Source organism: Enterobacter cloacae complex sp. 6730903 (assembly GCF_048283985.1).
Lineage (GTDB): Bacteria > Pseudomonadota > Gammaproteobacteria > Enterobacterales > Enterobacteriaceae > Enterobacter > Enterobacter hormaechei_C.
Window position 1 is genome coordinate 53392 of record NZ_JBLVXX010000013.1, and the last position, 12868, is coordinate 66259.

Annotated in this window: 11 protein-coding genes; 5 read left to right on the plus strand and 6 right to left on the minus strand. The window is 56.3% G+C overall.

All coding sequences use genetic code 11. The annotated features are described in order from the left end of the window. Positions 1–24: 24 nt before the first annotated feature. Entirely contained in the window at positions 25–939 is a 915-nt protein-coding gene (gene ldcA, locus ACNQ0W_RS09295) for a muramoyltetrapeptide carboxypeptidase (protein WP_062933496.1), read from the minus strand. A gap of 107 nt (positions 940–1046) precedes the next feature. On the opposite strand from ldcA, the gene emtA reads away from it, so the two are divergent. After that, entirely contained in the window at positions 1047–1658 is a 612-nt protein-coding gene (emtA, locus tag ACNQ0W_RS09300) for a membrane-bound lytic murein transglycosylase EmtA (RefSeq protein WP_017384310.1), read from the plus strand. Between the two features lie 37 nt (positions 1659–1695). Here emtA and ycgR read toward each other — a convergent pair whose 3' ends face one another. Further along, positions 1696–2427: a flagellar brake protein YcgR gene (ycgR, locus tag ACNQ0W_RS09305; protein ID WP_022651421.1), complete on the minus strand. Its 732-nt coding sequence runs from the start codon at positions 2425–2427 to the stop codon at positions 1696–1698. A 160-nt stretch (positions 2428–2587) separates the two neighbouring features. Between ycgR and ACNQ0W_RS09310 the strand changes: the two genes are divergently transcribed. After that, positions 2588–4690 carry a TonB-dependent siderophore receptor gene (locus ACNQ0W_RS09310; protein ID WP_062933497.1) on the plus strand — a complete coding sequence of 701 codons (2103 nt, stop codon included), beginning with the start codon at positions 2588–2590 and terminating at the stop codon, positions 4688–4690. Between the two features lie 85 nt (positions 4691–4775). Here the strand turns inward: ACNQ0W_RS09310 and ACNQ0W_RS09315 are convergent, their stop codons facing one another. Further along, on the minus strand, positions 4776–6458 hold the full coding sequence (locus ACNQ0W_RS09315; RefSeq protein WP_062933498.1) for an alpha,alpha-trehalase: 1683 nt from the start codon (positions 6456–6458) through the stop codon (positions 4776–4778). A gap of 160 nt (positions 6459–6618) precedes the next feature. Continuing rightward, positions 6619–7575: an AraC family transcriptional regulator gene (locus ACNQ0W_RS09320; protein ID WP_062933499.1), complete on the minus strand. Its 957-nt coding sequence runs from the start codon at positions 7573–7575 to the stop codon at positions 6619–6621. Between the two features lie 115 nt (positions 7576–7690). Between ACNQ0W_RS09320 and ACNQ0W_RS09325 the strand changes: the two genes are divergently transcribed. Further along, positions 7691–8878: an MFS transporter gene (locus ACNQ0W_RS09325; RefSeq protein ID WP_047051742.1), complete on the plus strand. Its 1188-nt coding sequence runs from the start codon at positions 7691–7693 to the stop codon at positions 8876–8878. Between the two features lie 41 nt (positions 8879–8919). Here the strand turns inward: ACNQ0W_RS09325 and gap are convergent, their stop codons facing one another. Both gap and ACNQ0W_RS09335 read right to left on the minus strand, forming a co-directional pair. Further along, positions 8920–9930, minus strand: coding sequence for a type I glyceraldehyde-3-phosphate dehydrogenase (gap, locus tag ACNQ0W_RS09330; protein WP_062933500.1), 1011 nt, complete (start codon positions 9928–9930; stop codon positions 8920–8922). A gap of 78 nt (positions 9931–10008) precedes the next feature. Then, positions 10009–10989, minus strand: coding sequence for a GlxA family transcriptional regulator (locus tag ACNQ0W_RS09335; protein ID WP_062933501.1), 981 nt, complete (start codon positions 10987–10989; stop codon positions 10009–10011). Positions 10990–11836: 847 nt separating this feature from the next. Between ACNQ0W_RS09335 and ACNQ0W_RS09340 the strand changes: the two genes are divergently transcribed. Both ACNQ0W_RS09340 and tssJ read left to right on the plus strand, forming a co-directional pair. Continuing rightward, positions 11837–12331: a hypothetical protein gene (locus ACNQ0W_RS09340; RefSeq protein ID WP_047719471.1), complete on the plus strand. Its 495-nt coding sequence runs from the start codon at positions 11837–11839 to the stop codon at positions 12329–12331. Between the two features lie 23 nt (positions 12332–12354). Continuing rightward, positions 12355–12858, plus strand: coding sequence for a type VI secretion system lipoprotein TssJ (gene tssJ / locus ACNQ0W_RS09345; RefSeq protein WP_015570327.1), 504 nt, complete (start codon positions 12355–12357; stop codon positions 12856–12858). Positions 12859–12868 lie beyond the last annotated feature (10 nt).

Sequence of the window (12868 nt, forward strand, 5' to 3'; positions counted from 1 at the left end):
TATTGAGGGGGAATAACGGCTTTTTTATGCCTTTAAGACCGGATGACCGCTGATTGTTAACCGACTGCCTGCATTATCGTGTACAAGGTGCGCCCGGGCACCCAGCGGCAGCGTAACGGTTTGCTGCTCATGGCCGAAATCCAGACCGGCGATCACCGGGATATCCAGTCGGGAACGAATGAAATCAATCATCGTCTCCAGGGAATAGCCCGCATCGTAATCGTTAGGGGCTGAACCGCTAAAACTGCCCAGCACAATGGCCGACTGCCGATCCAGGATCCCGGCGTGATACAGCTGCAACAGCATACGTTCGACGCGGAACGGGTGTTCATTGATATCTTCCAGCACCAGTATGCCGTCCGCGATCTGCGGCAGCCACGGCGTGCCAATCAGCGACACCAGCATCGCGAGGTTGCCGCCCCACAGCTGTCCTTCACATTCCCAGTACGGTCCATTGCCTTGCCACTCGACGGTGAACGTCGGGTTTAGCATGGCGCGCCAGAAATGGTCCTGGGTAAACGCATCCAGATCCGGCGCACCAAAGTTGCCGGCCAGCATCGGGCCGCTAAAGGTAATGACGTTATGCAACGCCAGCAGGCCGAGCTGGATCGCCGTGAAATCGCTGTGTCCGCAGATTAACAGAGGATCCTGCTGCTGGCGCGCGGCCAGCCCTGCCCAGTCGATGCTCTCCAGCAACCGGCTTGCGCCATAGCCGCCGCGCACGGCCAGCACAATGGTGTTTTCACCTTCCAGCGTCGCCAGGCTGTTGATATCGCTCAGTCTCTGCGCCTCCGTACCGGCAAAACGCTGCATGCGGCGGGGGATAATTGTCTGATTTTCTACCTGATGGCCCATTTCCAGCAGGCGCTGAACGCCCCGCTGTGCCGCCTCCTGGTTGATGCAGTAGCCTGACGGTGCGATGAGATGAAACTGAGGCATGGCAATTCCTTGCTGAATGAGAATCTAATTGTCTATATCATGCCGCTTATACGCCGCCTGCTTCAAGGGGCGACGTACCGCGATGACCGGCTATAAGGATAGATGACGTGAAATTGAGATGGTTTGCTTTTTTGATTGTGCTGCTCGCTGGCTGTAGTTCAAAACATGATTATCAAAATCCCCCCTGGAACCCTGAAGTGCCGGTAAAGCGGGCCATGCAGTGGATGCCGATCAGCGAACAAGCCGGGAAGGCCTGGGGCGTGAGCCCGCGTCTGATCACGGCGATCATTGCCGTGGAGTCCGGCGGCAACCCGACGCTGGTGAGTAAATCGAATGCGGTGGGGCTGATGCAGTTAAAAGCCTCGACGGCGGGAAGAGAGGTCTATCGCTACATGGGCTGGAAGGGTCAGCCATCCACCAGCGAGCTGAAAAACCCGGAGCGTAACATCTCTATGGGAACCGCTTACCTGAGCATTCTCGAGCATGGCATTCTGAAGGGGATTGACGATCCGGAAGTGATGCAATATGCGCTGGTGGTGTCGTACGTTAACGGAGCCGGTGCGCTGCTCCGAACCTTCTCATCCGATCGCAAAGAGGCGATAGAAGAGATTAACGATATGGATAAAGATGAATTCTTCGAGCACGTGGTGAAGAATCATCCGTCAGCACAGGCTCCACGTTATATCTGGAAAGTACAGAAAGCGATGGACGCCATGTAACGCCTTTGTCGGGCGGCTGCACGCTGCCCGACGCCTTTCAGCGCACTTTATTCGCGCGTTCCCGCGCTTCACGCTCCAGTGAGAAGATGATGCGCTGGAGCTCGCGTTCGGCGCCTGGCCCGACATTCAGAAAGCGAAAGCTCAGTCGCGGCGTGGTAATGGTTTCGTTTTTGCTGTCCACCACCTTGCGCTCGCTGATGGCAATCAGCTGGGCGTCAAACCAGAAGCGTCCCCATCCGCCCATATCCAGCTCAATCTGACTAAAACGCATGCCTTCCACCAGTCCTTCCGGCTTCGGCGTATCCATTAACGCGCCCATCCCGCCCAGTGACAGGTCGAAGAGACGAAAGCGGATCTCTTTTTTATCCGGCATTTTTGCCTTACAGAAATAGGCCGGGTGAAGCGGGGCGCTGATGCGAAAAAACTCGCGGCGTTGCACGAACCAGAGGTTAGCGGGCAGGGGAGCGATAAACGCAGGCAAACCCTGGTACGCGATCGTGGTCAGGCGAGGCAGCACAAACTCGACTTTCGCCCCCTGCGTTTCAGCCATCACCGAGAGGTTTTCTGCCTGTAGCGCGGCACGGTTTTCATCGCTCTGGCTACCCAGATCGACGATCAGGTGTTCTGCCGTAACGTCCAGGATCTTGCTGATAAACTGGCTGGTTGACCAGTTGATGCGCAGCGGCACCTCGCCTTTTTTCAGGTCGCGTAACACCCCTAATACAGCCAGCGGATTTTGTTTCAGGAACTGCTCACTGTAGCTACTCACGCCAGATGGCTCCTCGATAGATGACAGACTGTCTCTGGGTTATCGGCACGCTGGCATGAAACTTAATACAAACGATCTGTTTTTCTCCGCTGATATTGATTTGCTAATGGAAATGATAATAATTGTCGTTCCTAATACCATCTAATAACAAGACGACACTATGAGCACTTCACGTTTTGCGTTATGCGCGTTGGCAGGCGCCGTCACGCTGGCATTGCAAACACAGGCTTTCGCAGAAGAATCCACCATCGTGGTGACAGGCACAGAGCAGGGCAGCGCGCTCCCTGCCTGGACCAACAGCGCCACGAAATCAGCCGTCGCGGAAAGTAAAACGCCGCAGGTGATCAACACCATTGCCGCTAAAGAGATTGAGCAGCGGCACGCCAGTTCGGTAAACGAGATCCTGCGCTATGCGCCGGGCGTTTCCACGGAGGTGCGCGGGAGCACCTCTTACATGAGCGAGTACAAAATCCGCGGGTTCAACGTCGATCAGGAGTTCTACAACGGCCTGCAACTTCCCTATAACGTCACCGGGAACACCAAAGCACGAATCGATCCGCTGCTGATTGAGAGCGTCGATATTCTGAAGGGGCCGTCATCCGTGCTGTATGGCGGCGGCTCCCCGGGCGGGCTGGTCAATATTCAGAGTAAAAAGCCGCAGAAAGAGGCGAAAACGGAACTGGGCTTTAATACCGGAAACCGCAATCTGAAAGAGGGATACCTGGACTCCACGGGGCAAATCGCGAACAGCGACTGGAACTATCGCCTGCTGGGTAAAGCGACAGAGAGTGACGAACAGGCGCACACCACGCGCTATGAAAACTATCTGGTGGCCCCCTCCGTGACCTGGCAGCCGGATGACAAAACGCGCCTGACCATTGACGCGCTGGCGCAAAATACGCCGAGCCTGACGCCGTCTGATCCGATGCCGCTTAGCTATCTGCGGTCTAAATACGCCGATCGTCGTGACTATGCCGGGGATGAGTGGAGCGGCTTTAAGCAGCGCCAGTGGATGCTGGGCTACAGCTTTGAGCACGAGTTTGACAGTGGCTGGGGCTTTAATCAGAAAGCGCGCTATTTTGACGTGGACACCCACCAGCGCAGCGCCTATTCCACCGGGACGGGCAGCGAGGTCTACCAGCTTAACCGTTTCGCCTATACCACGGATGAAGATTTGCAGAGCTTCAATATTGATAACCAGGTCACCCGAACCGTTGCGCTGGGTGACTGGAAACATCATCTGCTGGCGGGCTTTGACTACCAGAAGCTGAACTCTCACTTCCATTATCGTTACGCCTCGTCCACACCGGGTATCGATATGCGTCATCCGGATCACTCGCAGATCGATAACGATGCGCTGGGGCTTTACACCGCGCAGAAAAACCGTCTCAGCTATCAGCAGAATGGCTATTACCTCCAGGATCAGATTGCGTTTGGCGGGTTGAACGTGCTGGCCAGCCTGCGCTATGACGACTACCGTTCCGTCACCACCAACTATCTGCAAAACGGTGACAAAGCCTGGGTATCGCAGGATCGCCTCACCAAACGACTGGGCGCGCTTTATGCCTTCGACAATGGACTCTCGCCGTTTATCAGCTATTCGGAAGGGTTCGCCCCGGTATCGCCACAGGGCACGCTGACCGCGAAAGACGTTAAGCCCACCACCAGCAAGCAGGTGGAGGGTGGGGTGAAATACCTGCTGGCGGAATACGCAACCACCTTCACCGCCTCGGTGTTTAACATTCGTCAGAAAAATGTGGTGACCAGCGATCCGGGCTTCCTCAACTATCGCCAGACCGGGGAAGTGGAATCGAAAGGCGCGGAGCTTTCCGCGATGAGTCGTCCAACGGATAACCTGACGCTGATTGCCAACTACGCCTACACCCACGCCATCAATACCGAAGATGACAAGTACCAGGGCAAACGACCGACGCAGGTCCCTGAGAACGCCTTTAATCTGTGGGGGGATTACACCTTTGACAGTACGCCGCTGAGAGGGTTAACGCTGGGGGCAGGGGCACGCTACACCGGGCCGATGGAGATCTCGCCAGCCAACGATGCAGGCAAGCTGGGCGGTACGATGCAGTACGATCTGGCGGCATCCTACCGCATGGGCGAACTGGCGCCATCGCTGGAGGGGCTGACGCTGAAAGCGAGCGCGCAGAACGTCACCAACAAAGAGACGCTCACCTGCTATGACGCGACCAACTGCTGGATAGGCCGCGACCGGACGTTCCAGGTCGGGGCAAGCTACAGCTTCTGAAAAAAGCCCGGTAACGCTACCGGGCCACTTTATTGCACGGAACCTGACCCTCGCCCCTTTGGGGAGAGGGTCAGGGTGAGGGGCGCTACTGCGCCGCCTGTTTCGCAGGTGCAACATCATCGTTTGCCGCAGGCTGATTCTCCGGTACGCTGTCGCACGGCTTCTCTTTCGGACAGACCATGTCCAGCATCCTGAGCGTCACGCCGTTACTCCAGCCGAAACCGTCCTGCAACGGATACTCCCCGCCGCCACCGCCGGTACCGGTCGAAGAGACATCGTACTTCTCAACCAGTTTCTTCTCGCGATCGTAGGTATGCTGAACGTTTTTCAGGAAACGCCAGGTTACGTCCATCGCCACTTTCTGCTGACCATAGTTCTGCAACCCTTCCACCGCGACCCACTGCAACGGCGCCCAGCCGTTCGGCGCATCCCACTGCTGCCCGCTGTTGATGGTGGTGGTAGAAATACCGCCCGGTTTCAGCAGGCGTGACGACGCGGCTGCGGCCACTTTATCGGCGCGATCCTGTGATGCGGCCTTCACATACAGCGGGAAGAGGGCCGCAGCCGTCAGCTGATTACGTACCTTCCCGGTTTTCAGATCGTAATCCGCATACCAGCCCTCTTTATCGTTCCACAGGTGGCTCTCCATGGCTTTCTGGCGTGCGGAGGCCAGCGCATCGTATTTACTTGCGCTGGCGTTATCGCCGTCTTCCTGGCTGGCGCGGGCCAGCAGTTTTTCCATCTTAAACATCAGCGCATTCAGATCCACCGGCACGATGCTGGTGGTGCGGATGGTACCCAGCTTCTGAGGATCGTCCATCCAGCGGGAGCTGAAATCCCAGCCCGAGGCCGCGGCTGAGCGCAGATCGCGGTAAATCTCGGTGGCCGGACGGTTAGGGTTATTTTTGGCGGTGGTCACGTCATCCAGCCACGACTCAGGGCGCGGCGTGTCCCGATCGTCCCAGTAGCGGTTGAGGATCGAGCCATCATCCAGCTTCACCACGCGTTTGTTCGCCTGACCAGGCTGGAGCCCATCAGCCCCCTCCATCCAGTAAGCGTACTCTTTCTCCATCTGCGGACGGTATTTCTTCAACGCGTCGCTGTCATGCGTGGCCAGCAATTCCACCATCAGCGAGAAGAACGGCGGCTGAGAGCGGCTCAGGTAGTAGCTGCGGTTACCGTTAGGGATATGGCCCCAGGTATCAAGCTCGTAAGCGAAGTTGTCCACCATGTCGCCGATCTTATCCCAGTGGCCGCTCTCGGCCAGCCCCAGCATGGTGAAATAGCTGTCCCAGTAATAGACTTCGCGGAAGCGTCCTCCCGGCACGACATAGGGTTTTGGCAGGGGCAGGAGGGAATCCCATTTATTCGCTTTGTCGGTGGTGCGGGTCAGTACAGGCCACAGATCGTCTATGTGTTCGCGCAGGCTCTGGCCTTCAGGGGGAACGTATTTCTCACCCTCCTTCGGCAGGATAAAGTTCATCTCCACGAAGTGGCGCAGGTCAAAACCGGACTGGGTATGCTGCATCCGGTAATCCGCCAGGATGGTTAGCGGGTCGCTTTTGGGAACGGCATCCGCAAAGGTTTTCTGATCCGGGAACAGTCTGGCGCTCTGTACTTCGTTAAAGAGGGGGCCAAGAAGAATATCAGGTGAGCTTTGCTGGCTCGTTGGCTGGTCTTCAGCATAACCAAATGCGGTAACACCGAGTAGTGCGCCTGCCAACGCAAGGGGTAAAAAAGCGGGGCGTCGTGCGCGAGGTCTTATCATCGGTTCGTCTCCTGTCTTCACTGAGCAGCGTGACCGCTGTTGTCAATTACCTGAAAACCTTAGACGAATATCGTTAACTTCGCGTGTTGTATATCCCATTTTTCGCATAACCAGATAATTCGGGTGCGCTTTAACTCTCTCTTTTGCTGTCGCTGGAAGGTCAGATTGCTTCCGGGGGCTGGCTGGCCTCCTTCAGCGCGCCCGGCGCATGCCCGACAATACGCTTAAACGCCCGACTAAACGCCGCCAGCGATCCATATCCCAGACGTAACGCTACCGTTTCAATTGCCTGATTTTCATGGCGAATATACTGTATGGCCAGGCGCATCCTCAGCTCAGTCAGGTACCTGGCCGGCGTGGTGCCTGTGGCGGACAGAAAACGTTCGGCGAAGACGGAGCGTGATGTACCGGCTTCTTTTGCCAGATCCGCCACGCTCCAGTTCAGACCCGGTTGCTGGTGCATGGCGTAAATTGCCCGGCTGAGTCGCGGGTCGCGCAGAACCTGTACCCAGCCCGTGGCTTTACCGCATCCCGCTTCCACCCAGCCGCGTACAATCAATGCGGCAACCACATCGGCAAGGCGAGCAAGGATCCCGGCGAACCCGACCTGGCGCGTCATTGACTCCCGTTCCATCGCCGCCAGCAGCGGATGGATCTCCGGCCAGGTTGACATCAGTCGGCTTACCATCATCACTTCCGGCATGGCCTTTATCAGGGGCTGCATGCCCCCCAGTTCAAAATCCATACATCCGCTGAAGATGATGGTGTTCTCTTTTTCCGGGCAGGGTTCGCAGGTAATGGCGCATACCGAATGGCAAAGGGGTTCGCTCGGGAAAGCGCTGACCGGGGTGATATCCGCGTGTTCATCTGAGAGCAGAACATGGGCATTACCGTTTGGGATAAACAGCGCATCGCCACCGTTCAGTTCAAACGTCGCGCCGCTCTCCATTCGCAGCAGGGCAGTGCCGTGGCTGACAAAGTGGAACTGCGCCTTGCCCGGCGCCTGATGAAAGGCCACGCCAAACGGCGCGCTGGCTTCAATCCGGCGGTATTTCACGCCCGACAGGCGCATACCGCGCAATAATTCGCTGATCAAATCAGGGGACTGAACGGACATGGCGCAACTCCGGACGAATAATCAATAAGTGGAGATTATATGTCATAGATCGTCCAGGGTGAACCCACTATGCTTTTGCGACATTAGTCACATTTATATAACAGGAGTCCAACAAATGAATACCTGTGTCACGGCGAGAGAGGCTGTCGCGCCTGCAAAGCCCGCCTGGCGGGCTGTTTATTCACTGGGGTTGGGAGTTTTCGGTTTGATTACGGCGGAGTTTCTCCCCGCCAGTCTGCTTACCCCGATGGCGGCGAGTCTGGGCGTCACCGAGGGGATGGCCGGACAAGCCGTGACCGCAACGGCGCTGGTGGCGCTGGTCACGGGCTTGCTCATCACCTCTGCCACGAAAAGTATCGACCGCCGCTGGGTACTGATGTTTTTCTCAGTGCTGCAAATCATTTCGAGCCTGCTGGTTGCCTTTGCGCCCACTTTGCACGTTTTGCTGATGGGGCGCCTGCTGCTGGGCATTGCTATCGGAGGATTTTGGGCGATGTCGACCGCCACGGCGATGCGTCTGGTCCCTGCCGATAAGGTCCCGAAAGCGCTGGCGGTGATCTTCTCCAGCGTATCGATTGCTACGGTGGTTGCGGCCCCGCTGGGGAGCTATCTCGGGAGTCTGATCGGCTGGCGTAACGTGTTTATTCTCTGCATTCTGCCGAGCATGCTGGCGCTGCTGTGGCAGCTCTGGGTCCTGCCATCCATGAAGCCGGAGAGTAGCGGTAGCCTGAGTACGTTGTTCCGCGTGCTGCGTCGTCCGGGGATGATTGGCGGGATGCTGGCGACGATCCTTATTTTCAGCGGTCATTTTGCTTTCTTCACCTATCTGCGTCCGTTCCTTGAAACGGTTGGGCAGGTGAGCGTGGAGAGCATCTCGCTGATCCTGCTGGGCTTCGGCATCGCCAACTTTATTGGCACTTCCGTCGCCGGACATCTGCTGGCGCGCAATCTGCGCCTGACGCTGGCGCTTGTCCCGTTCGCGATGGGGATGCTGGCACTCGCTATGGTGCTATTTGGGCATCTGGCGATGGTTGACGGATTGCTGGTGGCGATGTGGGGCTTTGCCTTTGGCCTGGTGCCGGTGGGCTGGTCAACGTGGCTTGCAACTACCGTCCCGGATGAAGCGGAAAGTGCAGGGGGATTGCTGGTGGCATCCATCCAGTTTGCTATCAGCGCGGGGGCGGCCGGTGGCGGGGCGGTATTTGATCTTAACGGTGCCAGCGGGGTCTTTGCCGGAAGTGGTTTCCTGCTGGTCACGGCGATGGTGATTGTGTTTATGGGTGTGAAGGTTAAAGCGGAGTGATGCACTGGCCGGGCGGACGCAAGCGCCACCCGGCTTAAGCCCTACAACCCTTTCTTATCCATCAGCACCGCCAGATCCACCAGACGGTTCGAGAAGCCCCACTCGTTGTCATACCACGACAGGATCTTCACCATATTCCCGCCAATCACCAGCGTTGAAAGCCCGTCGATGATGGATGAGCGCGGGTCGCCCTGATAATCACGGGAGACCAGCGGTTCATCGCTGTAGCCCAGGATGCCTTTCAGCGGCCCGCTGGCGGCAGCCTGACGGAACGCCTCATTCACCTCTTCGGCGGTCACGTTGCGGCTCAGCGTCACCGTCAGATCGACAATCGACACCACCGGAACCGGCACGCGCAGGGAATACCCGGTGAGTTTACCGTCAAGCTCTGGGATCACTTTCCCGAGCGCTTTTGCCGCGCCGCTGGAGTAAGGCACAATGGATAATGCTGCCGCGCGCGCGCCGCGCAGATCTTTTTCCGGCTGGTCATGCAGCGCCTGGCTGTTGGTGTAGGCATGCGTGGTGTTCATCAGCCCGTGCTCAATGCCAAACTGCTGGTGCAGCACCTGCGCCGCTGGCGCCAGACCATTAGTGGTGCAACTCCCGTTGCTGACCACAAAATGCTGGGCCGGATCGTACAGCGTGTGGTTGACGCCCATCACCACCGTCAGATCATCATTTTTAGCCGGGGCGGAAATAATGACGCGTTTTGCGCCGCCGCTCGTGATATGCACCGCCGCTTTTTCACGTTCGGTGAAGAAGCCGGTTGCTTCAATTACCACCTCAACGCCTGCGTCTTTCCACGCAATGTTTGCCGGGTCGCGTTCACTGAATACGGTGATGCGTTGCCCGTCGACCTGTAGCGCGCCGTCCGCCGCTTCAACGGGCACCGGCAGCGTGCCGAGCAGAGAGTCATATTTCAGCAGATGGGCGAGGGTTTTACTGTCCGTCAGATCGTTAATGGCCACAATCTGGAGATCCGGGTTGCCCAGCGCCGCGCGCAGGACATTACGTCCGATACGGCCGAAACCGTTAATACCGACCTTAACCATGATGCACTCCTTATCTGTGTTGTCTGGAGTTACTGTAGGCGTCAGGTCGGATGGCGTAAATGACAAAAAAGGATCAGATTACGCCATTCTGCGGCAGTGGAAGCGCTGGCGATATTCGCCCGGCGTGAGATGAAGCTGCTTTTCAAAAACGCGGCGCAGGTTGATGCTGATACCAAACCCGCTTTTTTCGGCAATGACCTCAAGCGGATCCTGGGTCTGCTCCAGAAGCTGTCGAGCGGCGGCCAGGCGCGCTTCGGTGACATAACGGGCCGGAGGCACGCCCACGTCACGCGTAAACACGCGGGTAAAATTGCGCGGGCTCATGGCGACCCGTTCGGCCAGCCTTTCGACGCACAAATCTGCGGTGAGGTTTTGCAGGATCCAGCTTTGCAGTTCGCTGACTGGTCCGGTCGCGCCGGACTGCTCCAGATTATAGCGGCTGAACTGTAGCTGGCCGCCAGGCCGACGCAGGTACATCACCATATCCTGCGCCACGTTGCGGGCGAGGGTGAAGCCGTAATCATCCTCCACCAGCGCCAGCGTCAGGTCAAACCCGGAGCTGACGCCGCCGGACGTCCAGACGGGTCCATCCTGAACATAGAGCGGGCCGCCCTCAACGTTGACCGCAGGATAGCGGGTTTTCAGGGTTTCCAGCAGCCGCCAGTGGGTCGTTGCCCGGCGCCCGTCGAGCAGCCCGGCCTGTGCCAGCAGCAGGGCCCCGCCGCAGACAGAGGCGACGCGGCGCGCATGGGGCGCGGCCAGGTGCAGCCAGTCCACCACGGCGGTACTCTCCTGCTCATTCATGCCGCGACCGGTAATGATGATCGTGTCCAGCGGCTCGCGCGGATCCAGCTCCGGCAGGCGATAGTCCGCCAGCAGGTTTAAGCCGGACTGGCCGTGGATCACCAGGTGAGGCTGGGTGGTGGCGATAATGATGCGATAGCGGGGCTGCTCAAGGCCGTCCGGGTGCAACCGGTTGGCCTGCATCAGAATGTCGGCGATACCGGCGGCCTCAAACAACATGCCACCGTCAGGTACGATAATCAGGATCTTCTTCATGTCCTGAAAAGTACCTTTATCACAAAATAAGTCAAGCGGCAGACGAACACCGTCGCAGAGATAAATGAGGCGTGCCGGGTGAAAGTGTGGAACGGCAAATGTTGGGAAGAAGTAAAAGAAATATGTAGTAACGGTAAAACTTCTTGCGTGTGGTTCACTGTCAACGCCGCTGAAACCCCCAGTTTATGGGCTGCAAGGGAGCGCGCTGAACAATAAAAGAACAAAAAGATGTAGTCAGGCTTAATTATTAAGGCGCAAAAAATAAACCCTGAGGATAATTTCGGGTAGGTTATTTCGGATCGCGAAATTAAATCCCTGCCATTTTCTTCGCCGCCATTTGTTAATGCGGGACGCTCATGCACAATAAAAGTTATCTTTTGAATGCAACAATGAAAATATCCCAGATATATCCCACAGCGCACAGAAAAAATGAAATTCTACTAATTATGGTAGTGGCGATAATAAGGGGTTACGTTAATGATAGTGGTTCTCTTTTGCCTGTTTAGCCATTAATTTTCATACAGTTACGGACTTAATTCGTCTAAGAAAAAGACGATTTTAGCTAAGTGCGCATTTTTTATGAGATTAATCCTATAATGCATTGGGCGTATCATTAAACGCCATTAAGCAGGCGGGAAATATTGAATTGATGACAAGCTCATGTAAACTTGTCTACCGTTTGTCAAAATATGTCAGGAGCATGCTGGGCCCTTTTCTGTCGGGCTCGTGCGCTAGCTATGCCTTAAAATAGTTACCTGCTGAAAATATCCCGACTATTTTAACAATAGCACCTAAGTCAAATTTTATCCCCTCTCTTCATCCTCTAAATATCGCTACGGAAAAGCATATGAAACTGCGCGTATTGTTATCACTTCTGTTTGTTATGGCGGTGGCGGGCTGTAAGGCGCCGCAGAAACCAGCGATCACCGATGATACGATTGTGACCAGCCAGGTGAATGGCGTCACGCTGACGCACCGTCACGCTGTTACCCCTCCGGCGGAGTTCACTCAGGTGAATGAACCGTACCGTGCCATGTACCCGGCATCCCTGATGAGCCGTCCTGACTACGGCGGAAAAGTGATCCGTACGCTTGAGACCGGTAAAACTTACGTCGTGCTGGGGCAGGTTGAACATTTCTGGATGGCGCTGGCCGATGAAGGGAGTGAACAGCTGATTGGTTATGTGCCGATGCGTGCCGTAATCAAGGCTGACCAGTACGAAGCGACCGTACGTAAACAGGCACTGCGCCCGAAAGCGCGCAAGAAAACCACCTGTGTTGATGTCGATGGCAACAGCAAAGCCTGCAAAGACAGCGCGAACGGTACCTGGATCCTGAACTAAACGGGTTTCACGAGCATATTTTTATGAATAATAAAAATTTTCATCGGATGTGGTTCCCTTTTTTTGCGTTGATTTTCGCGCTGATCGGTGGTTGTACGTCGTCTTCACACAGCGACCCCTCCCGCTACAATCTTCAGTTTCAGGCTCATCCTCAAATCAATGATTCTGCGCCGCTTAAGGTCAGAGTGTTGCTGCTGAAATCCGATGCGGATTTCATGTCCAGTGACTTCTACTCCTTACAGAACAACGCGTCAGCCACGCTTGGCGCGAATCTGCTGAACAGCGATGTGTTCTTCCTGATGCCGGGCCAGCTTTCGAAAACCCTGAGCGGACAAAGCTCACCGGAAGCGCGCTATATCGGCGTGATGGCGGAATACCAGGCGCTGGACGGCAAAAAATGGCGCGTCTCACTTCCTTTGCCTGTTCCCGGCGAAAACGCGATTTACCAGTTCTGGAAATGGTCCGCAGATGAACTCCAGGCCAGCGTCTTTCTTGACGTAAATGGTATCCGGGTCATCAGCCAGTAACGCCCTTCAT